At 69.3% G+C, this 23,783-nt stretch carries 25 protein-coding genes; 19 read left to right on the plus strand and 6 right to left on the minus strand.

Features of this window, described 5'->3' with window-relative positions; genetic code table 11:
* Positions 1-66 precede the first annotated feature (66 nt).
* From ACAM57_RS04925 to ACAM57_RS04950, 6 genes are read left to right on the plus strand one after another with little or no spacing between them, the layout of a single operon-like run.
* On the plus strand, positions 67-870 hold the full coding sequence (locus ACAM57_RS04925) for an SURF1 family protein (RefSeq protein ID WP_221297654.1): 804 nt from the start codon (positions 67-69) through the stop codon (positions 868-870).
* Entirely contained in the window at positions 857-1,537 is a 681-nt protein-coding gene (locus tag ACAM57_RS04930) for an SCO family protein (RefSeq protein ID WP_369660883.1), read from the plus strand. Before ACAM57_RS04925 ends, ACAM57_RS04930 begins: the two co-directional genes overlap by 14 nt.
* 18 nt (positions 1,538-1,555) lie before the next feature.
* Positions 1,556-2,776, plus strand: a complete 1,221-nt coding sequence (locus tag ACAM57_RS04935; RefSeq protein ID WP_369660884.1) for a heme A synthase — start codon at positions 1,556-1,558, stop codon at positions 2,774-2,776.
* Complete coding sequence (cyoE, locus tag ACAM57_RS04940) at positions 2,773-3,678, plus strand: heme o synthase (protein ID WP_369660885.1); 906 nt, start codon at positions 2,773-2,775, stop codon at positions 3,676-3,678. Before ACAM57_RS04935 ends, cyoE begins: the two co-directional genes overlap by 4 nt.
* Positions 3,679-3,691: 13 nt before the next feature.
* The gene (locus ACAM57_RS04945) at positions 3,692-4,309 is read left to right on the plus strand and encodes an SCO family protein (RefSeq protein WP_126025552.1); all 618 of its coding nucleotides are present in this window, start codon (positions 3,692-3,694) and stop codon (positions 4,307-4,309) included.
* Positions 4,310-4,325: 16 nt separating this feature from the next.
* The gene (locus ACAM57_RS04950) at positions 4,326-5,153 is read left to right on the plus strand and encodes a DNA alkylation repair protein (RefSeq protein WP_369660886.1); all 828 of its coding nucleotides are present in this window, start codon (positions 4,326-4,328) and stop codon (positions 5,151-5,153) included.
* A 48-nt stretch (positions 5,154-5,201) separates the two neighbouring features.
* On the opposite strand, the gene rpoH is transcribed toward ACAM57_RS04950, so the two are convergent.
* Together rpoH and ACAM57_RS04960 are read right to left on the minus strand one after the other, a co-directional pair.
* On the minus strand, positions 5,202-6,143 hold the full coding sequence (gene rpoH / locus ACAM57_RS04955) for an RNA polymerase sigma factor RpoH (RefSeq protein WP_126025550.1): 942 nt from the start codon (positions 6,141-6,143) through the stop codon (positions 5,202-5,204).
* 98 nt (positions 6,144-6,241) lie between these two features.
* Positions 6,242-6,706, minus strand: a complete 465-nt coding sequence (locus ACAM57_RS04960; RefSeq protein ID WP_369660887.1) for a DUF962 domain-containing protein — start codon at positions 6,704-6,706, stop codon at positions 6,242-6,244.
* 185 nt (positions 6,707-6,891) lie between these two features.
* Between ACAM57_RS04960 and ACAM57_RS04965 the strand changes: the two genes are divergently transcribed.
* Together ACAM57_RS04965 and ACAM57_RS04970 are read left to right on the plus strand one after the other, a co-directional pair.
* Positions 6,892-7,623 carry a response regulator transcription factor gene (locus ACAM57_RS04965; protein ID WP_126025548.1) on the plus strand — a complete coding sequence of 244 codons (732 nt, stop codon included), beginning with the start codon at positions 6,892-6,894 and terminating at the stop codon, positions 7,621-7,623.
* The gene (locus tag ACAM57_RS04970) at positions 7,620-9,428 is read left to right on the plus strand and encodes a hybrid sensor histidine kinase/response regulator (RefSeq protein ID WP_369660888.1); all 1,809 of its coding nucleotides are present in this window, start codon (positions 7,620-7,622) and stop codon (positions 9,426-9,428) included. The genes ACAM57_RS04965 and ACAM57_RS04970 overlap by 4 nt, the downstream gene beginning before the upstream one ends.
* Before the next feature lie 223 nt (positions 9,429-9,651).
* Here the strand turns inward: ACAM57_RS04970 and ftsY are convergent, their stop codons facing one another.
* Positions 9,652-10,884 (minus strand): signal recognition particle-docking protein FtsY, encoded by a 1,233-nt coding sequence (gene ftsY / locus ACAM57_RS04975; RefSeq protein WP_369660889.1) that lies wholly within the window; start codon positions 10,882-10,884, stop codon positions 9,652-9,654.
* 77 nt (positions 10,885-10,961) lie between these two features.
* On the opposite strand from ftsY, the gene ACAM57_RS04980 reads away from it, so the two are divergent.
* On the plus strand, positions 10,962-12,356 hold the full coding sequence (locus ACAM57_RS04980; RefSeq protein ID WP_369662395.1) for a M16 family metallopeptidase: 1,395 nt from the start codon (positions 10,962-10,964) through the stop codon (positions 12,354-12,356).
* A gap of 30 nt (positions 12,357-12,386) precedes the next feature.
* The gene (locus ACAM57_RS04985; protein WP_369662396.1) at positions 12,387-13,748 is read left to right on the plus strand and encodes a M16 family metallopeptidase; all 1,362 of its coding nucleotides are present in this window, start codon (positions 12,387-12,389) and stop codon (positions 13,746-13,748) included.
* Here ACAM57_RS04985 and ACAM57_RS04990 read toward each other — a convergent pair whose 3' ends face one another.
* Positions 13,749-14,666 carry a LysR family transcriptional regulator ArgP gene (locus tag ACAM57_RS04990; RefSeq protein ID WP_369660890.1) on the minus strand — a complete coding sequence of 306 codons (918 nt, stop codon included), beginning with the start codon at positions 14,664-14,666 and terminating at the stop codon, positions 13,749-13,751.
* Positions 14,667-14,754: 88 nt separating this feature from the next.
* Between ACAM57_RS04990 and ACAM57_RS04995 the strand changes: the two genes are divergently transcribed.
* The 7 genes from ACAM57_RS04995 to pcp all read left to right on the plus strand — a co-directional run bounded on the left by ACAM57_RS04995 (position 14,755) and on the right by pcp (position 19,927).
* Positions 14,755-15,393 (plus strand): LysE/ArgO family amino acid transporter, encoded by a 639-nt coding sequence (locus ACAM57_RS04995; RefSeq protein WP_184640691.1) that lies wholly within the window; start codon positions 14,755-14,757, stop codon positions 15,391-15,393.
* Positions 15,394-15,428: 35 nt separating this feature from the next.
* Positions 15,429-16,106, plus strand: a complete 678-nt coding sequence (locus tag ACAM57_RS05000) for an RsmD family RNA methyltransferase (protein WP_369660891.1) — start codon at positions 15,429-15,431, stop codon at positions 16,104-16,106.
* Positions 16,107-16,149: 43 nt separating this feature from the next.
* Positions 16,150-16,653, plus strand: coding sequence for a pantetheine-phosphate adenylyltransferase (gene coaD / locus ACAM57_RS05005; protein ID WP_126025542.1), 504 nt, complete (start codon positions 16,150-16,152; stop codon positions 16,651-16,653).
* A 146-nt stretch (positions 16,654-16,799) separates the two neighbouring features.
* Entirely contained in the window at positions 16,800-17,447 is a 648-nt protein-coding gene (gene pxpB, locus ACAM57_RS05010) for a 5-oxoprolinase subunit PxpB (RefSeq protein WP_369662397.1), read from the plus strand.
* A complete protein-coding gene (locus ACAM57_RS05015; protein ID WP_369660892.1) occupies positions 17,444-18,442 on the plus strand; it encodes a biotin-dependent carboxyltransferase family protein in 999 nt (332 codons plus the stop codon). Before pxpB ends, ACAM57_RS05015 begins: the two co-directional genes overlap by 4 nt.
* A 49-nt stretch (positions 18,443-18,491) precedes the next feature.
* Positions 18,492-19,232 carry a 5-oxoprolinase subunit PxpA gene (gene pxpA / locus ACAM57_RS05020; RefSeq protein WP_369660893.1) on the plus strand — a complete coding sequence of 247 codons (741 nt, stop codon included), beginning with the start codon at positions 18,492-18,494 and terminating at the stop codon, positions 19,230-19,232.
* A 32-nt stretch (positions 19,233-19,264) separates the two neighbouring features.
* Positions 19,265-19,927: a pyroglutamyl-peptidase I gene (pcp, locus tag ACAM57_RS05025; protein ID WP_369660894.1), complete on the plus strand. Its 663-nt coding sequence runs from the start codon at positions 19,265-19,267 to the stop codon at positions 19,925-19,927.
* 20 nt (positions 19,928-19,947) lie between these two features.
* Here pcp and ACAM57_RS05030 read toward each other — a convergent pair whose 3' ends face one another.
* Positions 19,948-20,655 carry an alpha/beta fold hydrolase gene (locus tag ACAM57_RS05030; RefSeq protein WP_369660895.1) on the minus strand — a complete coding sequence of 236 codons (708 nt, stop codon included), beginning with the start codon at positions 20,653-20,655 and terminating at the stop codon, positions 19,948-19,950.
* A 126-nt stretch (positions 20,656-20,781) separates the two neighbouring features.
* Here ACAM57_RS05030 and ACAM57_RS05035 point away from each other — a divergent pair, with 126 nt between their 5' ends.
* Positions 20,782-21,426 carry a Yip1 family protein gene (locus ACAM57_RS05035; protein WP_369660896.1) on the plus strand — a complete coding sequence of 215 codons (645 nt, stop codon included), beginning with the start codon at positions 20,782-20,784 and terminating at the stop codon, positions 21,424-21,426.
* A 31-nt stretch (positions 21,427-21,457) separates the two neighbouring features.
* Positions 21,458-22,156, plus strand: a complete 699-nt coding sequence (locus tag ACAM57_RS05040; protein WP_369660897.1) for a histidine phosphatase family protein — start codon at positions 21,458-21,460, stop codon at positions 22,154-22,156.
* Positions 22,157-22,166: 10 nt separating this feature from the next.
* Here ACAM57_RS05040 and ACAM57_RS05045 read toward each other — a convergent pair whose 3' ends face one another.
* A complete protein-coding gene (locus tag ACAM57_RS05045) occupies positions 22,167-23,762 on the minus strand; it encodes an amidohydrolase family protein (RefSeq protein WP_369660898.1) in 1,596 nt (531 codons plus the stop codon).
* Positions 23,763-23,783: the final 21 nt, after the last annotated feature.

Below are 23,783 nucleotides of genomic sequence, written 5' to 3' on the forward strand. Positions count from 1 at the left end.
CCTCCAGTGACTCCCGTATCCCTATATCCCGACGAACCTCGCCTGCGCCGGGGCCGCTTCTGGGTGATGACCATTGCCGCCGCCCTGACCGTGTCGGCCACCATTTCGCTGGGCCGCTGGCAGCTCTCGCGCGCCGCCCAGAAGGAAGCGCTTCAGGCCAGCATCGATGCCGAGAAGCTGAAGCCGCCGCTGACGCAGGCAGAGTTCCTTGCCCTCGGCAAGGCCTCCGACGCGATGCACCGCGCAGTGCGCCTGCGCGGCCTCTGGCTCACGCCGCAGACCGTGTATCTCGACAACCGCCAGATGCACGGCACGCCCGGCTTCTACGTGCTGACGCCCTTCGCCCTCGAGGGCACCGAGCAGACGGTGATGGTGCAGCGCGGCTGGATCCAGCGCAATTTCGTCGACCGAACGAAGCTGGGCGCGGTCGAGACGCCGGCCGGCATCGTCGAAGTCACCGGCCTGATCGAGCCGCCGCCGAGCCACCTGCTGGAACTGGGCTCCGCCGCGCCGGCGCCCGTGCCCGCAGCCTCCGCGCCTGCCGCGGCGGCCTCGGCCCCGGCTTCCACGGCCGCTGCGGCACCGGTCGCCGAAGGGTATTCGCCCATCCGGCAGAATCTCGACCTTGAGGCCTTCCGTGCCGAAACCAGGCTGCCCCTGCGCACCGACGTGTCGCTGCAGCAGGGCGGCCCGGCTTCCGAGGGCTTGCAGCGCGACTGGCCGGCGCCGGCACTGGGCCTCGAGAGGCACTACGGTTACGCATTCCAGTGGTTCGGCCTGTCGGCCCTCGTCGTCATCCTCTATGTCTGGTTCCAATTCATCACGCCCATCCGCCGCTCAAGGCGCCGCGCACGCGATGGCCGCTTCTGACGAGCCGCTGGGCCTGACGGTGCATTCGATGCCGTCGCCCAACCAGGCGCTCGACGGCGCGGAGGGCCGGCGCACGGCCATGGGACGCTGGAAGATGATCGCGGTGATGCTGATGTGCGCATCGCCCGTCATCGCCTCGTACTTCACGTACTACGTGATCCGGCCCGAGGGGCGCAGCGTCTACGGCGAGCTGATCGACCCGCAGCGCGAGCTGCCGAAGCTCGTCGCCACCGACCGCAGCGGTGCGCCGGTCGATCTCGCTACGCTCAAGGGCCAGTGGCTGCTGGTGACGGTGGCCGATGCCGCATGCGACACGCTGTGCGAGCAGCAGCTCTATCTGGCGCGGCAGCTGCGCGAGAGCCTGGGCCGCGAGAAAGATCGCATGGACCGCGTCTGGCTGGTGAGCGACGCCGCTCCCGTGCCCGAGCGCCTGAACAACGGCCTGCACGGCGCGACCGTGCTGCGCGTGCCGGCCGACCAGCTCTCGAAATGGCTAGCGCCCGCGCAAGGCCACTCGCTGGCCGAACACCTGTACGTGGTCGACCCCATGGGCAACTGGATGATGCGTTTTCCGGCCCGCATGGACGTCGCCGGCGCGAGCCGCGCCAAGCGCGACCTCGACCGCCTGCTGCGCGCCTCGGCGTCGTGGGACGAACCCGGCCGCTGACGGCACGACGGACGCCGCATGGACACCACGAGCTCGCTCTACGACCTGACGCCCATCGCCTGGCTCATGGCGGTCGGCGTGCTGATCGCGCTCGGGCCGCTGGTGTGGGTGTGGCGCCGCAATGCAGGCAGTGGACCAGCGCGGCGGCTGCATGCGCTGACGGTGCTCACGCTCTTCCTCACCTTCGACCTGACGCTGTTCGGCGCCTTCACGCGGCTCACCGATTCGGGCCTGGGCTGCCCCGACTGGCCGGGTTGCTACGGCAACGCCAGTCCGCACGGCGCACGCCACGAGATCGCGATGGCGCAGTCGGCGCAGCCGACCGGCCCGGTCACGCACAGCAAGGCGTGGGTCGAGATGGTCCACCGCTACCTGGCCACTGGAGTGGGGGTCCTGATCCTCACGCTCGCGGCGGCCACCTGGATCGTGCGCCGGCGCCAGAGCCGCATCCCGCCTGAGAAGGGCGGAGAGCACCACGCCACGCTGAGCGCCTGGTGGCCGGCCTTCACGCTGGTCTGGGTGTGCCTGCAGGGAGCCTTCGGCGCGCTCACGGTGACGTGGAAGCTGTTTCCCGCGATCGTCACGCTGCACCTGCTCGGCGCCGTGGTGCTGCTGGCGCTGCTGTGCATCCAGGCCGTGCACTACCGGCAGGCGGCCGCCGACCGGCTGCCCACTCCCGTGTCGCCCGCGCTGCGCAACGGCCTCATCGCGACCACCGTGCTGCTCGTGCTGCAGATCGCGCTGGGCGGCTGGGTCAGCACCAACTACGCGGTGCTGGCCTGCACGCAGTTCCCGACCTGCCAGGACAGCTGGTGGCCGACCATGAATTTCGCGCAGGGCTTCGAGATCTGGCGCCACCTGGGCGTGACCGGTGACGGCCAGCCGCTCGATTTTTCCGCCCTTACCGCCATCCACTACGCGCACCGGCTGATGGCCTATGCGGTCTTCGTCGCGCTCGGCGTGCTGGCCTGGCGCATGCGCCGCATCGGCGCGCTGCGCCCGCAGGCGCGGTGGCTCGCGGGCCTCGCGCTGCTGCAACTGGCCACCGGCCTGGGCAACGTGCTGCTCGGCTGGCCGCTGGCCGCTGCGGTGCTCCATACCGGCGGCGCCGCGGCGCTCGCCGTGGTGCTCACCTGGGCGCTGTGCGAGAGCCGGCGCGCTCCGGCGGCGCAGATCGCCCATGCCAGTGAAAATACGGCCGGTCGCAACAACAACAGTCAAAGGAAGGCCGCCGCGTGAGCACCCCGATTTCCGTTCAGCAAACCGCCAGCGCCAACGTGCTGCGCCAGTACTACGCGCTGACCAAGCCGCGCGTGGTGCAGCTGATCGTGTTCTGCGCGCTGATCGGCATGGTGCTGGCCGTTCCGGGGCTGCCTTCGTGGGCCGAGGTGAAGCGCGCGGTGGTCGCCTGCATCGGCATCTGGCTGGTGGCCGGCGCGGCCGCGGCCTTCAACTGCCTGGTCGAGAAGGGCATCGACGCGAAGATGAAGCGCACGGCCTGGCGCCCGACGGCGCGCGGCGAGCTCAGCGACCGGCAGGCGCTGGTGTTCTCGGCGCTGCTGTGCGCGGCGGGTTCGGCGCTGCTGTGGTTCATGGTCAACCCGCTCACCATGTGGCTGACCTTCGCCACCTTCGTGGGCTATGCGGTGATCTACACCGTGATCCTCAAGCCGCTCACGCCGCAGAACATCGTGATCGGCGGCGCCTCGGGTGCTATGCCGCCTGTGCTGGGCTGGGCCGCGATGACGGGCAGCCTCGATCCGGGCGCTTGGATTCTCTTTCTCATCATCTTCCTGTGGACGCCGCCGCACTTCTGGGCGTTGGCGCTCTACCGCGTGGAGGACTACCGCAAGGCCGGCCTTCCGATGCTGCCCGTGACGCACGGCAACGAGTTCACGCGGCTGCAGGTGCTGCTCTACACCTTCATCCTTTTCGCGGCCTGCCTGATGCCGTTCATCCACGGCATGAGCGGCTGGCTGTACCTGGCGGTGGCGGTCGCAGTGAGCATCGGCTTCACCGGCTATGCCTTCGCGCTGTGGCGCAACTACTCCGACGCGCTGGCGCGCAAGACCTTCCGCTTCTCGCTGATCCACCTGAGCGTGCTGTTCCTGGCGCTGCTGGTGGATCACTACATCCAGTGAGCATCAAGTTTCAATGAACAAGCGCAACGCTCTTCGACTGATGGCTGCCGGCGCCGGCTGGGTGGGCGTCAGCGCCGCGCTCGGCCTGGGTCTCTCGGCGTGCAGCGAGACCAGGCAGAGCTTCAATGCCGTCGACATCACCGGCGCCGACTACGCCAAGGACTTCTCGCTGAAGGACGCCGACGGCAAGGTCCGCACGCTCGCCGACTTCAAGGGCAAGGTGGTCGTGCTGTTCTTCGGCTACGCGCAGTGCCCGGACGTCTGCCCGACCACCATGACCGAGATGGCACAGGTCAAGCAGCAGCTCGGCAAGGACGGCGACAAGCTGCAGGTGCTGTTCATCACGGTCGACCCGGCCCGCGACACCGCGGAGGTGCTCAAGGCCTACATGGGCGCGTTCGACCCGAGCTTCGTCGCGCTGATTCCCACGGCCGACCAGCTGGCTGCGGTCGCGAAGGACTACAAGGTCTACTACAAGAAGGTCGACGGCAAGACGCCGACCAGCTACTCGATGGACCACTCGGCCGCCAGCTACGTCTATGACACGCAGGGCCGGCTGCGGCTCTATGCGCGCTACGGCGCGGGCGTGGCGCCGATGGTGTCCGACCTGAAAACCCTGCTGGCTTCCTGAAAGGGGCCGCCACCCGATGTCCGCCATCGATCCCCTCGGGCACCTGAAGGGGCGCAAGGGCGCGTTCCGCATCGCGCTGATTCCGCCCGAGGTGCTCGATGCCCTCAACGACGGGTTGATCGAAACCGTCAATCTCAACGAATTCCTTGCGCTGGAACTGCCCCGGCTGGCGCGCAGCGTGGCGGGGCACATCGGGCTGGACGCGCAGAGCGAGCGGCTGGCCGACACGATCGCGATGCTGGGCGCCTTCAAGCCGATGCAGCGGCACGGGCACATCGCGCGTGCGCTCTACGACCTGGCCGCGCTGCACGACGAGCGCGATGCCGTCGCGCACCGGCTGGCCACGCACGCCAGCGACGTGGCCCGTTGCTGGGCTGCGCAGTGGGTCACGCTCTCGGGCCTGCCGCTGGCGGCGCAACTGGAGTCGGTGCGCCGCTTCGCCGCCGACCCGCATTTCGGCGTGCGCGAGATCGCGTGGATGGCGGTGCGCGACGCTGTGAATGCATCGCTCGACGAGGCGCTCGTGCTGCTGCAGCCCTGGGTGCTCGACGCCGACCCCAACATCCGCCGCTTCGCCAGCGAACTCACGCGGCCGCGCGGCGTGTGGTGCGCGCAGATCGAGGTGCTCAAGGCCGAGCCCTGGCGCGCGCTGCCGCTGATCGAACCGCTGCGCGCCGACACCAGCCGCTATGTGCAGAACTCGGTGGCGAACTGGCTCAACGACGCGAGCAAGAGCCAGCCCGAGTGGGTCGACAAGCTCTGCGCGCGTTGGCTGGCGGAGTTGGATGCAGCCGAGACCCGCTACATCGCGAAGCGGGCGCTGCGAACGCTGTCCAGACAATGAAAAAAGCCCGGCACTGCCGGGCTTTGTCTTTGTGGAAGGAGGAAGGACTTACGCGTAGTCCGCGAGGGCCTTCTTCATCTTCTTCATTGCCGCCACTTCGATCTGGCGGATACGCTCGGCGCTCACGCCGTACACGGCCGCCAGATCGTGCAGCGTCATGCCGCCCGAACCGTCGTCGTTGACCTTGAGCCAGCGCTCTTCGACGATGCGGCGGCTGCGGTCGTCCAGCGCTTCGAGCGCAGTCGCGATGCCGTCGCTCGAGAGGCGGTCGCGCTGCTGCGATTCGAGCAGGGCGGTCGGTTCCTGCGAGGCGTCGGCCAGGTAGGCGATCGGGCCGAAGGCTTCGTCGCCGTCGTCCGTCGGGCCCGGATCGAGCATCACGTCGCCGCCGGAGAGGCGGGTTTCCATCTCGAGCACTTCCTCGGGCTTCACGTTCAGGCGGGTAGCCATCTGCGAAACCTCGTCGGAGCTCAGCGTTTCGCGATGCGTGCCGTTGTCGGCAGCGGCAGAGTCGGCCTTGAAGCCCTGCTTCATCGAACGCAGGTTGAAGAACAGCTTGCGCTGGGCCTTGGTCGTCGCGACCTTGACCATGCGCCAGTTCTTCAGGATGTACTCGTGAATTTCGGCCTTGATCCAGTGCATGGCGTAGCTCACGAGCCGCACGCCCTGGTCGGGGTCGAAGCGCTTCACGGCCTTCATGAGACCGACGTTGCCTTCCTGGATCAGGTCGCCGTGCGGCAGCCCGTAGCCCAGGTACTGGCGGGAAATGGAGACCACGAGGCGCAGGTGCGACAGCACGAGCGCGCCGGCGGCTTCGAGATCGTTGTGGTCGCGCAGCTTGCGTGCGTAGCCTTGCTCTTCTTCGAGCGTGAGCATGGGCAGGCGGTTGGCGGCCGAAATATAGGCGTCCAGGTTGCCCAGCGGGGGAACCATCGACCACGGGTTGGCGACGGCCAGCTGGTTGGCAGAGACTCCAGACAGCGTTGTCATCAGGGGGAACTCCTTTGTGTTGGCCATATTAGCACTCGATTAGAGGGAGTGCTAATCCAAGGGTTCCCTTGAATTTCTATCGCCGGAATAGTCAATGGCTACCAGCGGATGCCCAATCTTAGGAAGAGCTTGGACAAGACGAAAAGGGGACCGACCCAGAGATATTGGATGTCTTCGAAGAACGAGGGCTTCTTGCCTTCGATCTTGTGGCCCACGAACTGGAAGACCCAGGCCACTACAAAGATAGCGGCGGAAACCGGCAATACAAGTCCCCCCATCGCATGCACCAGCACCAGGGCCAGGGCGGTCAGCACGAGCATGGCCACCAGGAAAGCGGGGGACCGCAGCAGGATGTAGTAGACGAGGCTGGCCGCCACGAAGGCGTAGGCCACCCAGGGATGGATCGCGAACAGCAGTCCCACGATGCTCAGCATGATGGCCGGGATGGCCGCGAAGTGGATCAGCTCGTTTGTCGGATTGCGGTGGCTCTCCTCGTAGTGGGCGAGCAGCCGGTCGACCTTGCGATCACTCGACTCGAGGGGGGCGGCAGCGGTGTGCGTCATGGCAAGTCTCCGTGGGCGCCGTGCGATGCGGCGAGACTTTCGATGGTGCCCACAGAGAAGCCCGATGGCAAGGGCGGCCGCCATGTGAAAATGCTATCAAATAAGTAGCATAAGGTACTACAGCCACGGTTGTTGCCGTGACTTTCTACACTGTCACAAGAAGGTTACATCGCTAAGATCGGCATGTGCCTCCCTTCGACTCTCCACCCGCATCCCAGTCGCCGGCCGCGGAGACCGGTACGGCCACCCGCACGCCCCGGGCGATCCTCGTCGTGGACGATCACGATCTGCTGCGCCTGGGTGTCTGCGCCCTGGTGCAGGCCCAGGCCGGTCCCTCCGACGCGCGCATCGAGGTCTTCGAGGCCAGCAACGTCGCCGATGCGCTCAGGCTCTACGAAGCCCACCGGGCTTCCATCGGCCTTGTGCTGCTCGACCTGGCTCTGCCCGACACCCACGGCCTGAGCGGCCTGGCCGAGTTCCGGATGCGCTTTCCCGAGGCGCGGATCGTCGTGCTCTCGGGCACCGGCAACAGCACCCTGGCGCAAGGCGTGCTCGCGCTGGGCGCCGCCGCCTTCCTGCCGAAGTCGGCCGATCTCAAGGAGGTCGTGAGCTTCATCCGCGCCTGCGGCCTGCTCGACGGCGGCCCCGACGCCACGCAACAGCAGCAGCAACCGGCGGCCCCGGCCATGCCCGGCAAGGCGCTCAGCGGATATGCCGAGTTCGCCCACGCCAGCGCCTGGCAGGAACTCACGCCCCGGCAGATGCAGGTGCTGCAGTGGGTGCTCGAAGGCAAGGCCAACAAGGAAATCGCCCAGCTCGCGAACCTGAGCGAAGGCACGGTGAAGAACCATGTCTCGACGATCCTGCTGCTCTTCGGCATGCGCTCGCGTGCCCAGCTGATCAGCACCCTGCATTGAGCGTGCAGCCCGCCGCGCCGAACGCCCCGACCGCCGACCACGCGCTCGGCCAGCGGGTGCTGCGCGAGCACGTCGCCTCTGTCTACAGCACTTACGGCATCTCGACGCTCACGCACATGGCCTTCGTGGTCGTGTTCGGCAGCATCATCTATTCGCAGCTGAAGGACCCGAGCCTGCTGTTTTGGCTTGCCGGCCTGCTGATGGCCGACATCTACGTCTTCTTCACGCCGCGCTGGACCCCGTCGCGTCCGGTGCGCGAGAGCGCCTACTGGGCACGCAAGATCTCGCGCGTGGTCACGCTGGTGAGCATGGTCACGGCGGTGGTGCCCTGGCTCATCGTGCCGCACAACAACCTGCCGATGACCTCGCTGCTGATGGCGGTGATCGTCGGCAGCTGCGCGCGGGCGGCGCAGTCGCTGTGGCCGCTGAAGCCGGCGCTCTTCGGCTACACCATGCCGATGTCGCTGGGCATGATCACCGCGCTGGCCTGGCAGGGAGACGGGCTGCACCTGTTCCTGGCGGCGGCCGGCGCGGCCTACCTGCTGCTCACGCTGTATGCGGGCATCGGCCAGCATAAGCTGCTGACCGAATCGCTGATGCTGCGATTCGAGAACGAGGCGCTGGCCGCCCGGCTCGGCGAGCAGATCGCCGCCACCGAGCGCGCGAGCGAAGAGAAAACGCGCTTCCTCGGCACCGCCAGCCACGACCTGCGCCAGCCGCTGCACGCCATCGCGCTGTTCGGCGCCGCGCTGGAGAACGAACTGCGCGACCGCCCCGAAGGCCGCAACGCCGAGCGCCTGATGCGCGCCGTGAACGCGCTGGGCGCCTCGCTCGACACCATGCTCGATGTGTCGCGACTGGACGCCGGCGTGATCACGCCCGCGCCGCAGCCGGTGCAGCTCGACGCGCTGTTCCTGCCGCTGAACCACACCTTCGCGGCGCGCGCCGAACAGAAGGAGCTTCAGCTGCGCGTGCGCGCCAGCGGCCTGTGGGTGCACAGCGACCCGCAGCTGCTGCACCGCATGCTGTCGAACCTGATGGACAACGCGCTCAAGTACACGACGCGCGGCGGCGTGACCGTCACCGCGCGCGAGCGCGGCGAGGCGGTATGGATCGAGGTGCGCGACACCGGCATCGGCATCCCGCCCGAGCAGTCGGGGCGGATCTTCGAAGAGTTCTATCAGATCAACAATCCGGGCCGCGACCGCTCGCGGGGGCTGGGCATCGGGCTGTCGATCGTGCAGCGGCTGTCGCGGCTGCTGGGCCACCCGGTGCAGATGCATTCGCGGCCGGGGCGCGGCACGCATTTCCGCGTGGTGGTGCCCGTCGCGAGTGCGCCCGAGCGGGCGCAGGCCGGGCTGGCGCCCGCTTCCATGAACGAGGTAGCCTCCGCCGGGGAGCGCAAGGTGTCGACGCTGGCGTTGCCCGGCCGCGTGCTGCTGCTCGACGACGAACTGGAAATCCGCGAGGCCATGACCGGCCTGCTGCGCTCCCACGCCATCGACGCTCACGCCGTGTCGGACGAAGCCGGCGCCGCGGCAGCCTTGCGCCAGGCGACGCGCGAGGGCAGGCCCTTCGATCTGCTGCTGTGCGACTACCGTCTGGCCGATGGCGCGGACGGGCTCGATGCGGGCTTGCGGCTGAGCCAGGCCGATGGCGCGGCGACGCCGCTGCTGCTCATCACCGGCGAAACCTCGCCCGACCGGCTGCAGCGCGTGCGCGAGTCGCAGGTACCGGTGCTTTTCAAGCCGGTGGTGGCCGACCTGCTGCTGCAGGCGATGGCCGAGGTTGCCGTTGCCAGATAGCGCCAGCCGGCTGCAACGGGTCAGCCTGCATTTGAATTCATTTGTATTAGTTTTAATGCCTGATGCGGCGCGTAGACGTTGTGTTCGGCTGCGCCCATGACTTTCGACACTGGCGGGTGTCGGCGCCGTGACCTATCTTCACTGCATCGCGTCGCTCGCGATGGAGTAGTAGGTAGGGGAGAGAGAAAAGTGAGCGGCCCCGGCGCAAGCCGGGGCCGTTTTTTTATCCGAGCAGCGCCTGCGCGAACTCGCGGGCGTTGAAGGTTTCCAGGTCTTCCAGCTTCTCGCCCACGCCGATGAAGTAGACCGGGATCGGCCTTTCCCGCGCGATGGCGCACAGCACGCCGCCCTTGGCCGTGCCGTCGAGCTTGGTCACGACCAGGCCCGTGAGGCCCAGCGTCTCGTCGAAAGCCTTGACCTGCGCCAGCGCGTTCTGGCCGGTGTTGCCGTCGATCACCAGCAGTACCTCGTGCGGCGCGGTGTCGTCGGCCTTGGTGACGACGCGCTTGATCTTCTTGAGCTCGTCCATCAGGTGCAGCTGCGTCGGCAGGCGCCCGGCCGTGTCGACCAGCACCACGTCCTTGCCGCGGGCCCGGCCGGCGTTCACCGCATCGAAGCTCACGGCCGACGGGTCGCCGCCTTCCTGGCTCACGATCTCGACGGTATTGCGGTCGGCCCAGACCAGCAGCTGCTCGCGCGCCGCCGCCCGGAAGGTGTCGGCGGCGGCCAGCAGCACCGAGGCGCCTTCGTCAGCCAGGTGCTTGGTGAGCTTGCCGATGGAGGTGGTCTTGCCCGCGCCGTTGACGCCGGCCACCATGATCACGGTGGGCGTGAACTGGCCGATCACCAGCGGCTTCTCGAGCGGCTTCAGCAGGTCGGCCACTGTCTCGGCCAGCAGTGCCTTGACCTGCGAAGCATCGGTGGCCATCTGGCGCTTCACGCGGCCGCGCAGGTCGTCGAGCAGGTATTCGGTCGCCTTGACGCCGGTGTCGGCCATCAGCAGGGCGGATTCGAGCTCCTCGTAGAGCTCTTCGTCGATCTTCGCATTGACGAACACGGCCTGGATGCCGGTGCCGGTCTTGCGCAGGCCGGTCTTGAGCTTGTCGAACCAGCCCTTGCGCTCGGTGGCGATCACGGGTTCGGCAACCGGCGCGGCGGTCACCGGAGTCGGCGCGGGCGCAGGCGTGGCGGAAGGAGCGGCGGCCGGGGAGGGTGGCACGACCGGGGCAGTGGCCGGTGCGGGAGCGGGGGAGGGAACCGGTACGGACGCTGGCGCGGCGACCGGTGCGGGCGCCGGCGTTTCTTCCGCCGCCGGCTTCGAGCCGAACCAGCTCGAAGGCGAAAACACCGAGCGTGCGGGCGCGGGCTCCGGGGCAGGCGCCGCCGGGGCCGGCGGGGTGGGCGCCGGCGCGTCGGGGGCCTCGGCAGGCGGTTTTTTCTTGAAGAAACTGAACATCGGGAGCTTTTTACAATCCGAGCCATTCTATGAAACACCTCCCGCCACGCCGCGCTGCGTCTGGTGCGGTGCTGGCGATGGCGCTCCTGGCGCCATGGGCCGTGCCTGCCCAGGCTCAATCCGCTTCGCCTTCCGCCGCAGCCGCCGCCGCGGCTCCCGGTCCCCAGCAATTCACGCTCGCCAACGGCATGACGCTGATCGTGCAGCCCGACCGGCGCTCGCCGACGGCGGTGCAGATGGTGTGGGTCCGCGTCGGCTCCATCGACGAGGTCGACGGCACATCCGGCGTGGCCCATGCGCTCGAACACATGATGTTCAAGGGCACCAAGGACATCAAGCCCGGCGAGTTCTCCCGCCGCGTGGCCGCCCTCGGCGGCCAGGAGAACGCCTTCACCACCCGCGACTACACCGGCTACTACCAGCAGATCCCTGTCGGCAGCCTGGAGCAGGTGATGAAGCTCGAATCGGACCGCTTCGCCAACAACCAGTGGCCCGACGACGAGTTCAAGCGCGAGATCGAGGTGGTCAAGGAAGAGCGCCGCCTGCGCACCGAAGACCAGCCGCGCGCCCTGCTTGGCGAGCAGCAGAACGCGGCCGTCTTCACCGCCTCTCCCTACCATCGCCCCGTGGTCGGCTGGATGAGCGACCTCGACGCCATGACGCCCGAGGATGCGCGCGCCTTCTTCAAGCAGTGGTACGTGCCCGCCAACGCCGTGCTCGTGGTGGCCGGCGACGTCGACGTGGCGCAGGTGCGCGCCATGGCCGAGAAGTACTACGGCCGCATCCCCTCGCGCGCCGTGCCCGCGCGCAAGCCGCGCATCGAGCCGCCGCAGCGCGGCATCCGCCGCATCGAGCTGAAGGCCCCGGCTGAACAGGCCTACGTGTCGCTCGCGTACCGCGTGCCGCAGCTCGCCAATATCGACGACGTGAACAGCGACGCCTGGGCGCTGGTGGTGCTCTCGGCCGTGCTCGACGGCTATTCCGGCGCCCGGCTCGACCGCGCGCTGACCCAGGGACCCGATCGTGTTGCCGATTCCGCGGGCGCGTACTCGGGCTTCGTCGGCCGCGGCCCGCAGCTTTTCGTGCTCGACGGCGTTCCGGCCGCCGGCAAAAGCGCGGAGGTGGTCGAGGCCGCTTTGCGTGCCCAGGTCGCGCGCATCGCCAAGGAGGGCGTGGGCGAGGCCGAACTGGCCCGCGTCAAGACCCAGTGGGTGGCGAGCGAGACCTACAAGCGCGACTCCGTGATGGCGCAGGCACGCGAGCTCGGCAGCAACTGGATCCAGGGCCTGCCGCTGGATGCCAGCGAGCGCATCGTCGCGCGGCTGCAATCCGTCACGGCCGCCCAGGTGCAGGCCGTGGCCGCAAAGTACTTCGGCGACGACCAGCTCACCGTCGCCACGCTGCGCCCCCTGCCACCCGAGGCCAAGCCGCGTGGCCGTGGCTTCGCCGCGCCCGCGGGCGAGATGCGCTGAAAGGTGACGATTCCCATGCAGAAGACTTTCATGAAGACCGCGCGGCGCGCCCTGATCGCGGGTGCCGTCGCCGTGGCGGGCATCACCGCCGCGCAGGCCGCGCTGCCCATCCAGCACTGGACGCTGGCCAACGGCGCGAAGATCTATCTCGTGTCGACCAACGCGCTGCCGATCGTCGACGCGCAGATCGATTTCGACGCCGGCAGCCGCCGTGACCCCGCCGCGCAGGCCGGCCTGGCCAGCGTGACCGCGACCATGGTCGAGAAGGGCGTGCGTGCAGGCAAGAGCGGCGAGCCCGCGCTCGACCAGAACGCGCTGGGCGAAGCCTGGGCCGATCTGGGCGCAAGCTTCGACGTGAGCGCCGGCACCGATCGCACCAGCTATTCGCTGCGCTCGCTGTCCGATCCGGCGCTGCTGAACAAGGCGGTGGCGCTGGCCGCGCGCGAGATCGGCGAACCCTCCTTCCCCGACGACGTGTGGCAGCGCGAGCGCGAGCGCATCAACGCCGCCATCAAGGAGGCCAACACCAAGCCCGCCACCGTTACTGGCCGCGCCTTCGCTGCAGACGTGTACGGCACGCACCCCTACGGCCAGGAAGTGACGGAAGAGACGCTCGCGCGCATCGACACCGCCGCCATGCGCCAGCGCTACCAGCAGCTCATCGTGCCGTGCCGCGCCAAGCTCAGCATCGTCGGTGCCGTCACGCGCGCGGAGGCCGAGACCATCGCTACCACGCTGCTGTCGCGCCTGCCCGGCCCCGAGGCCTGCACGCCGCTGCCGGCCGTCGCCCCGGTTGCTGCGCTGACCGCGCCGAAGAACGAGCGCATCGCCTTCGACTCGGCGCAGGCCCATGTGCTCATCGGCCAGCCCGGCTATCCGCGCAAGGACCCGGACCACTTCGCGCTCACGCTGGGCAACTATGTGCTGGGCGGCGGCGGTTTCGTCTCTCGCCTGATGAACGAGGTGCGCGAGAAGCGCGGCCTCACCTACAGCATCTACAGCGGCTTCGCGCCTGGGCTCGAGGCAGGCGCGTTCCGCATCGGCTTCCAGACCCGTCCCGACCAGGCCGAAGAGGCCGTCAAGGTGTCGCGCGAAGTGCTCGCGAAGTTCGTGGCTGAGGGCCCGACCGCCGCCGAGCTGAAGGCGGCCAAGGACAACCTGATCGGCGGCTTCCCGCTGCTGCTGGACAGCAACCGCAAGCTGATCGGCAACGTCGCCAACATCGCCTGGCACGACCTGCCGCTGGACTACCTCGACACCTGGACCGCGCGCATGAACGCGGTCACCGCCGCCGACGTGAAGGCCGCGTTCCAGCGCAAGCTGCAGCCCGAACGCATGGTGACGGTGGTGGTGGGCGGCAAGGACGCCAGTACTGCCAAGGCGCAGCAATAGCTACTGGGCCAATGCGTGCGGCCCGCTGGTGGCGGCCGCGCGCACCGCGACGCCCAGCCGTTCGAGCAGTTTCGGCGCCGCGCGCGCGTGCTGCCAGTAGAGCGGCACCGGCAGCATCGAATCGGGCACCAGCTCGACCAGCCTTCCCTCCTTGAGTGCCCCGGCCACCATGCTGACCGGGTGCATGCCCCAGCCCATCCCCGAGCACGCAGCTTCGACGAAAGCGCTGGGCGACGGAATCCAGTGCCTCGGCGTCTCGACATTGCGGTGGCAGATGCGCCGCACCCAGCGCGCCTGCAGCCTGTCCTTGCGGTCGAACACCAGGCTGGGCGCGCTCGCCAGCGTGCGGGCGCCCACGCCTTTTGCGAAATGCTCCCGCACGAAACCGGGGCTGGCCGCCGCCACGTAGTGCGTCGTGCCCAGGGCCTCGCTGTTGCAGCCCGCCACCGGCTGGGCCAGCGCGGTGACCGCCGCGAGCACCGCGCCGCTGCGCAGGCGCTCGGCCGTGTGGTCCTGGTCGTCCACCGTCAGGTCGAGCAGTGCGCCCGGTTCCTGCGCGGTGAAGGCCGACGCGGCTGCGATGAACCAGGTCGCGAGCGTGTCGGCATTGACCGCCACGCGGATCGTGACGCGCTCGTCCCCCGCTTCGCCGCTGCCCATGCCCAGGGCGGGCAGGGCGTCGCGCAGCTCGTGCTCCAGCATGCCCACGCGCTCGACGTGCCGGCACAGTTGCTGGCCGGCTTCGGTCGCCACGCAGGGCTGGCCGCGCACCAGCAGCGCCCCGCCGGTTTTCTCCTCCAGCTGACGGATGCGCTGCGACACCGCCGAAGGCGTGACGTGCAACGCGCGCGCGGCGCGTTCGAAGCTGCCTTCGCGCACCACGGCAGCAAGGGCGTTCAGGGCGGCATAGTCGAGCATGGGCGGTCCTCGAGTAATGAAGAAAAACTGAATCTGCTTAAGAAAGTTTAGTTTGAGTTAATGCGCGGCGGCCGGCATCCTCCGACGGATGCAAGCCGTACAAGTCACCACCGCCTTCGCCAACGGGCTCTTCATGAGCCTGGTCCTCATCGTCGCCATCGGTGCTCAGAACGCCTATGTGCTGCGCCAGGGCCTGCGGCGCGAGCACGTCGGCGCGGTGGTGCTGTTCTGCGCCGCCAGCGATGCGGTGCTGATCGGCGCCGGCGTGGCCGGCATGGCGCAGGCGCTGAAGGGGCGGCCGATGCTGGCCACCGCGCTCGCGGGGCTGGGCGCCGCCTTCCTGTGCGCCTACGGGCTCAGGGCGCTGTGGCGCTCGCGGCAGCCGGCGGCACTGCAGGCCACGGCGCAGGGCGCCTCGTCGCTGTCGCGCGCGGCGGTGGTGGCGCAGGCGGCCGGCTTCACGCTGCTGAATCCGCACGTCTACCTCGACACGGTGCTGCTCGTGGGCAGCGCGGGTGCGCAGCAGGCGGGACTGCTGAAGGTCTGGTTCGTGGCGGGCGCCGCCACGGCGAGCGCGCTTTGGTTCACCTCGCTGGGCTTCGGAGCGCGGCTGCTCGCGCCTGTTTTCGCCAAGCCCCGCGCCTGGCAGATGCTCGACGCGCTGATCGGCGGCACCATGCTCGTGCTCGCGGCAATGCTTCTGCGCCGCGCGTTGGCAGGGGCTTGAGAGTCCGGCGGATTCGGCGGCGTTAAGCTCGTCGCATGCCCCAGCACCAGAAGAAAGCCGCCTCACCCTCCCGATCCGCACCTGCCGGCAACAGGTCCAAGCCGGCGGTCAAGCGCCCCTCGAAGCCCAGCGAGGTGCGCATCATCGGCGGCGAATGGAAGCGCACCCGCCTCGCCGTGGCCGACAAGCCCGGCCTGCGCCCCACACCCGACCGCGTGCGCGAGACCCTCTTCAACTGGCTCGCCAGCCTGGCCGGCGCCGGTGGCGGGGAGCTTCCCGGCTGGCGGTGCGTGGATGCCTTCGCGGGCACCGGCGCGCTCGGCCTCGAGGCCGCTTCGCGCGGCGCGGCCAGCGTGCTGCTGTGCGAGCAGGACGCCGCGCTCGTCGCCCAGCTGCAGGCCGTCAAGACCAAGCTCGAAGCCGAGGCCGTTCGCATCGAGCGCGGCAACGGCGTCACCGCGCTCGAACGAGCGCCCGCGGGCAGCCTCGACGTCGTCTTCCTCGATCCGCCCTTCGACAACGCCGCGCTCTACGAGCCCGCGCTTCGTGCCGCCGCACGTTCGCTGCGCGCCGAAGGCTCGGTGTACCTCGAGGCCCCGCGCCGCTGGAGCGGCGAAGAACTCGCGGCCCTGGGCCTCGCCGAGTTCCGCTACCTGAAGGCCGGCGCCGTGCATGCACATCTGCTGAGGCCCGCCGCGCAGGGGACTGCATAATCCGCCGGACAAGCCGCACCGGCAGCATGAGGAAGAAGCAACCATGGCCAGCAACGTCATCGCGGTTTATCCCGGCACTTTCGACCCCATCACCCTCGGTCACGAGGACGTGGTGCGCCGTGCCACCCAGCTCTTTTCCAAGGTGATCGTCGCGGTCGCGGCGGGCCATCACAAGAAGGCGCTGTTCACCCTCTCCGAACGCATGGACATGGCCCGCGAGGCCGTCAAGCCCTACAGCGACCAGGTCTCCGTCGAAAGCTTCTCGGGCCTGCTGCGCGACTTCGTCGTCGCGCGCGGCGGCAAGGCCATGGTGCGCGGCCTGCGCGCCGTGACCGACTTCGACTACGAGTTCCAGCTCGCGGGCATGAACCGCTCGCTGATGCCCGACGTCGAGACCGTCTTCCTGACCCCGAGCGACAAGTACCAGTTCATCTCCAGCACCTTCGTGCGCGAGATCGCGATGCTCGGCGGCGAAGTCCACAAGTTCGTCTCCCCGAACGTGGAGCAGCAGCTGGCTGCAAAAGTCCGCAGCCTCGGACGTGAGTAAGTTCTCCCCCAGGCTGCGCGCACTACGTGTCGCTTCGCCAACCCCCCTCCGGGGGCGACACCGGTGGCCCGGCAACCCCGGTTCCACGGTGTCGCGCGAAGAGCCCAGCCTTGACCACGGGCCGGCGTGAAGTGAACGACGTGCCCCTGCCGCGTTTGCATCTGCTGGGCGACGCAGCACTGCTGTGCGACCTGCCCGCACCCGCCACGCTGGCGCAGCAGCAGCGCATCTGGGCGCTGGCCGAGCATGCGCGGGAGTGGCCCGGCGTCGGCGAGACGTTGCCGGGCATGAACAACCTCACGCTCACCTTCGATCCGACCGCGATCGACCTCGACACGCTCACCGCGCGGGTGCTCGAAGCCTGGCCGAAGCTGTCCGCCGGCGCCGTCAGCGGCCGACTGGTCGAGATCCCGGTGGCCTATGGCGGCGAGCACGGGCCCGATCTGGCCGACGTCGCGGCCCACACCGGCTTCACGCCGGCCGAGGTGGTGCGGCGCCACACCGCCGCCGAGTACGTCGTCTACCTGCTGGGCTTCCTGCCCGGCTTCAGTTTCATGGGCGGACTGCCGCCCGAACTCGCCACGCCACGCCGGGCGGAGCCGCGCCTCGCGGTGCCCGCACGCTCGGTCGGCATCGGCGGCGAGCAGACCGGCATCTATCCGCTGGTTTCGCCGGGCGGCTGGCAGCTGATCGGCCGCACGCCGCTGGAGATGTTCGACCCTGCCGCCGAGCCGCCTACGCTGCTGCGACCCGGCGACCGCGTGCGCTTCGTGGCCGAGAGCGTGCAGACATGATCGTCGTGCGCAAGCCCGGCGTGCTCGCCTCGGTGCAGGACCTGGGCCGCCATGGCCATCGCCAGCTCGGCATCTGTCCGGGCGGCGCGCTCGACGTGCTGGCCCTCACGCTGGCCAACCGGCTGGTGGGCAATGCCGATCGCGCGGCGGGGCTGGAGCTCACCATGGGCGGCTGCGAACTGCAGTTCGAGGCCGACACGCGCATCGCGCTCGCGGGCGACGACTTCGGCGCCAGCCTCGACGGCGTGCCGCTGTGGCCCTGCTGGAGCGTGCCGGTCGCTGCCGGCCAGACGCTCAGGCTCGCAGGCGCCAACGCTGGCGGCACGAACAAGCCCGGCGTGCGCAGCTGGCTCGCGGTGGCGGGCGGCATCGACGTGCCGCCGGTCCTCGGCTCGCGCAGCACCGACCTCAAGGCGGGCTTCGGCGGTCTCGAAGGCCGGCCGTTGCGCAAGGGCGACCGCTTGCCGGTGGGCGCCTCGACGCTCGATGCCGCGCAACGCGAGCGCCGCCCCTTCGGCGTTCGAAGCCCCGACTGGGGCCGGTCCGAAGGCGACGGCACCATCGCGCTGCGCGTGCTGCCAGGCCCCGAGTTCGAACTGTTCACGCTGGCCGCGCGCGAGCAACTCTGGGGCGAGCGCTGGCGCATCACGCCGCAGAGCAACCGCATGGGCAGCCGCCTCGAAGGCGCCGAGCTCAGGCGCAAGCGCAGCGGCGACATGCTTTCCTCTGGCGTGATCCCCGGCACGATCCAGGTGCCGCCCTCGGGCCAGCCGATCATCCTGATGGGCGACGCGCAGACCACCGGCGGCTATCCGCGCATCGGCGTGGTCATCCGCGCCGACCTCTGGAAGCTCGCGCAGGCGCCGCTCAACGGCAGGCTGCGCCTCGTGCAGGTCGACCAGCCGCAGGCGCTGGCCGCGTGGGCCGACCAGCAGCGCTACCTCGCGCAGGTGGCTCAAGGCCTTGCGGCTGCGGGCTGGCCGGGCGCGGCATAGACTGCCCGGAAATCGCGAGAAAGCGCGAGAGAGAAAAAGGAAGCCCACGATGCAAATCGATCTGAATGCCGACCTCGGCGAAGGCGCCGGCAACGACGAAGCGCTGCTCGCGCTGGTGAGTTCCGCCAACATCGCCTGCGGCTGGCACGCCGGCGACGCGAAGACCATGCAGCAGTGCGTGCGCTGGGCCATGCGCAACGGCGTGGCCATCGGCGCGCATCCCAGCTTTCCCGACCGCGAGAACTTCGGCCGCAGCACCATGCACCTGCCGCCCGGGGAGATCGTGGCCAACGTGCTCTACCAGGTGGGCGCGCTGGCGGCCATCGTGAAGGCCGAGGGCGGCAAGCTCTCGCACGTGAAGGCCCACGGCCAGCTCTACAACCAGGCCGTGAAGGAGCCCGAACTCGCCGACACGCTGTGCGAGGCCGTGCGCCGCTTCGATCCCTCGCTCAGGTTCTTCGGCCTGGCGGGCAGCAACATGATCGACGCGGCCCGCCGCGCCGGCCTCGAGCCCGTGGAGGAAGTGTTCGCCGACCGCGGCTACATGCCCGACGGCAGCCTCGTGCCGCGCAGCCAGCCCGGCGCGCTGATCGAGAGCGAGGAGCAGTCGCTCGCGCAGACCCTCTCGCTGGTGCGCGACCGCCGCGTGACCGCCATCGACGGCAGTGTCGTGCCGGTCAATGCGCAGACCGTCTGCCTGCATGGCGACGGCGCCCATGCGCTGGCCTTTGCGCGCCGCATCCGCGAGCGGCTGGAGGCCGAGGGCATCGCCGTCCGGGCGACGGCCTGACCGCCGGAACGCCTGAACGAGCAAGGCAGACCGTGGCAGCCAAGCCCATCAAGGTCCTGCTCACCGGCTTCGAGCCCTTCGAGCAGGAGGTGCTCAACCCCTCGTGGGATGCCGTGCGCGCGCTCGACGGCTGGAAGGTGGGCCGAGCGACGGTCCATGCGCGACTGGTGCCCTGCGTCTTCGGCGATGCCATCGACGCCTTGCTGGCGGCCATGGACGAGCTGCAGCCCCAACTGGTGCTGTGCATCGGCCAGGCCGGCGGCCGCACGGAGTTCACGCCGGAGCGCATCGCCATCAACATCGACGACGCGCGCACGGCCGACAACAAGGGGCAGGAGCCCATCGACGTGCCGGTGGTGCCGGGCGGGCCCGCCGCGTACTTCTCTACGCTGCCGATCAAGGCCATGGTGCGCGAACTGCGCGCGGCCGGCGTGCCGGCCTCGGTGTCGAACAGCGCGGGCACCTTCGTGTGCAACCACATCTTCTACGGGCTGATGCACCACATCGCGACGCATCCGGTGCCGGGGCTGCGCGGCGGCTTCATCCACATTCCGTACCTGCCTGAGCAGGCGGCGCGCTTTCCGGGGGCGCCGAGCATGTCGCTGGAAACCATGGTCAAGGCGCTGCGCATCGCGGTGAGCACATCGCTGGCCGTGGAGCACGACATCGCCGAGACAGGCGGCCAGCTGCACTGAGCGGCCGCGGGAGTCCGGGCTCAGGCGGGAAAGTTCTTGGCCAGCCAGCGGTTGAGCGCGGCGTTGACGAGGTCGGGCTTCTCCATCGTCAGCATGTGGCCGCAGTCGGGCACCCACACCACCTCGGCCTGCGGCAGCAGTGCCGCCATCTCGGTGGTGCACTCGGGGGGCGCGAGCTTGTCCTCGTTGCCGCACATCAGCAGCACGGGCGCGCGCACCGACGCGAGGTGCAGGCGCGCGTCGGGCCGGCGCATCACGGCGCGGTTCTGCGTGATGAGCTGCTGCGCGCCCGCGCCCAGCACGATGTCGAGGTAGCGCTGCACCAGCGCCTCGTCGGCGGCCTGCATGGGGTGGAAAGCGAAGTAGACGTTCGGTTCGATCACGTCGCGCAGCTCGCCGCGCTCGAAGTACTCGATGGCGCCTTCGCGCAGCGTGAACATCTCCGGCGTCTCGGGCCGTGCGCTGGTGCCGAGCAGCGCGAGCCCCGCGATGCGTTCGGGCGCCTGGCGGGCAGCCTCCATGGCGACCATGCCGCCCATCGAGGCGCCGCACAGCACCAGCGGCCCCTCGTTGTCGCGCAGCACGGCTGCGGCCATGCCCTCGATGGTGTCGTTGTGCCGCTGGACGTCGCTCACGCGGGCGCCGAAGGCGGAGGGAAGAGCGGGCAGCTGGGCTTCCCAGATGCGCTCGTCGCAGGCGAGGCCGGGCAGCAGGATCAGATTGGGCATGGGCAGGGATTCTGCGCGATTGCGGCCCGCGGCGCAGCGGCATAGGTCGCGGCATAGGCCTCATGGCCAGCAGCCGTCGCGCGGCGGCGCCGACATACTCGACAGCCCGTGCAGAGGAATCCCGCAATGAATCTTGTAGAACGCGTCCAGGCCATCCTTCTCAAGCCGAAGGCCACCTGGCCCGAGATCGACGCCGAGCCGGCCGACGCCGCATCGCTCTACAGGAACTACGTGATGATCCTCGCGCTGATCCCGGCGCTCGCCAGCTTCATCGGCCTGTCGCTGATCGGCGTAGGTGCCTTTGGCGTGAGCTTCCGCGTGCCGCTGGCCTCGGGGCTCGCGAACATGATCGTGGGCTACGTGCTGTCGCTGGTGATGGTGTTCGTGCTCGCGCTGATCATCGACGCGATGGCGCCCACTTTCGAGGGCACCAGGAGCCAGATCGGCGCGCTCAAGCTTTCGTCCCATGCGAGCACTGCAGCCTTCGTCGGCGGCGTGTTCAGCCTGCTGCCCTCGCTTTCGGTGCTGGGGGCGCTGGCGGCGCTCTACGGAATCTACCTGCTCTACACCGGCCTGCCGGTGCTCATGAAATGCCCGCCCGACAAGGCCATCGCGTACACCGCCGTGGTGGTGGTCTGCGCCATCGTCGGCGGCGTGGTGATCGCGTGGGTGCTGGCGCTGCTCACGCCGTCGCCGATGCGACTGGGCGCAGCGCCCGCGGCCGACGCCGTGGTGGCGGTGCTGCAACAGGCGGTGCGGGCGAATACCTGAGCGTCATGCCCACAGTGGAAAATGGGCGGCAATGCCAACGCCCAAGCCCGAAACCACCACCGACCTGATCCTGATCCGCCACGGCGAGACCGCCTGGAACCGCGAGCTCCGCTTCCAGGGGCATGCAGACGTCCCGCTCAACGACATCGGCCACGAGCAGGCCCGCCGCATCGGACTGAGGCTGGCCAGCGAGACGGCGGTGCGGCACATCATCAGCAGCGACCTCATGCGCGCACAGCAGACCGCGGCGCCCGGGGCGCAGCAGCTGTCGCTGCCGGTGGTCACCTCGGCGGCGCTGCGCGAGCAGTTCTTCGGCGTGGTCGAGGGCATGCGCTCCGACGAGATCCAGAGCCTGCATCCGCGTGCCTGGGAAGAGTGGCTGGAGTTCCGTGAAGACCACGCCATGCCCGAGGGTGAGACGGCGCGCGAGTTCCATGCGCGCATCATCGCGGCGCTGGGCGGCATCGCCTCGGAGCACCGGGGCCGGCACCTGATCGTCGTCACGCATGGCGGCGTGCTCGACATGGTGTGGCGCACCGCCAGGGGCCTGAGCCTGAGCGGGCCGCGCCGCAGCGACATTCCCAACGCAGGCTTCAACCGCATCCGCATCGCCGATCCCTCGCGGCCCGACGACATCGAGATCGTCGAATGGGCCGACACGCGCCACCTGGCCGACCTGCCGCCGCAGCCGACCTACGACCAGACGCGGCACCTGAAGAACAAGGACTGAGCGGGCACGCTCAGACGCAGCTGCCGGCCTTCGGCGTGCGCAGCAGCGGCTGGCCCGCGCCCACACCCGTGGGCTTGCCGCCGTCGACCGCCAACTGGCCGTTCACCAGCACCGTGCTTACGCCCTCCGACAGCAGCGTCGGCTGCGTGTAGGTGGCCTTCGCCACATAGCGTGCCGGGTCGAAGACCACAACGTCGGCGTAGTAGCCCGGGCGCAGATGGCCGCGCTGCTTCAGCCCCAGCGTGTCGGCCGTGAGCGAGGAGCTGCTGCGGATGAACTGCGCCAGCGAGATCGTGTGCTCCTTCACCACGTACTGGTCGTACTTGCGCGCGAAGGTGCCGTAGGCGCGCGGATGGCCGAGCGAGGAGTCCGACGAGGTCATGACCCACGGCCGCTTCATGAAGGCGCGCACGTCGTCGTCGCTCTGGTTGAACGAGGCGATCATCAGGTCGCCGTCGCGCAGCACCGCGATGGCGGCGTCCACCGGATCGGCGTTCGACGCCTTGGCCACGTCGGCCAGCGTCTTGCCCACGTACTTCGTGCTGCCGGCCGAGAACAGGATGGCCTCGGGGCCGCCGCGCAGCCGCAAGTTCTCGCGCATGTCCTTGTGCAGGCGCTCCTGCTGCGAGGCGTCGTCGAAGCGCTGCAGCGTCGCGGCACGGCCGCCCTCGTTGGCCCAGGGCGGCAGCAGCGCGGCCGAGAAACGCGTGCTCGACGCGGTCCACGGATAGTGGTCGGCCGTGATGTCCAGCCCGCCCGCGCGCTCCTTCTCGATGCGCCCGATGATGTCGCCGCTCTGGCCCTGCACGTCGACGCCCAGCGCCTTGATGTGCGCCACGTGCACCGGCAGCTTCGCCTCGTGGCCGATGCGGATCACCTCGTCGATGGAGCCCTTCAGGCCGATGTTGTACATGGACTCGTCGCGGATGTGGCTGTCGTACAGGCCGCCGTGCCGTGCCGCCACCTTCGCGAGCTCGATGACCTCCTCGGTCTTCGAGAAGTTCTGCGGCGTGTAGAAGAGGCCGGTGGAAAGGCCCAGCGCGCCCTCGCACATGCCCTGGCTCACGCGCTTCTTCATCGCCTCCAGCTGTTCGGGCGTGGGCGCCCGATTGGCCTCGCCCAGCTCGCTCATGCGCACCGGGCCGAAACCCACGTACATGGCCACGTTGGTGCCCACCGGCGCGGCGCGCAGTTTCTGCGCCTGTGCCGCGATGTCGAAGCCGCCGAAGCCGTCGTTGCCGATCACCGCGGTGGTCACGCCCTGCGTGATGAACGGGATGTTCAGCCGCCTCTTCGGGTCGTTCGAATGCAGGTCGGCATCCGCGTGCGTATGGGCGTCGATGAAGCCCGGCGCCACCACCATGCCCATGGCGTCGATGACGCGCCTTGCCGTGAACTGCGCCGGCGCCGCCTTGCCCGCGAACACGATGCGGTCGCCCGCGATGCCGACGTCGCCCACCACTGGCATGTCGGAGTCGCCCGTGTACACGGTGCCGCCGCGCAGCAGCAGGTCGAGGGCGACCGGGGTGCCATCGGCGGCATGGAGAGCGGGTGAGAAGGGCGCGAGTGCCGAGAGAACGGCCAGCGTGACGAGCGACTTGTGCATGGAAGGCCTGCCCGCGAGGGC

The sequence above is a fragment of the Variovorax sp. V15 genome (assembly GCF_041154425.1).
Lineage (GTDB): Bacteria > Pseudomonadota > Gammaproteobacteria > Burkholderiales > Burkholderiaceae_C > Variovorax > Variovorax guangxiensis.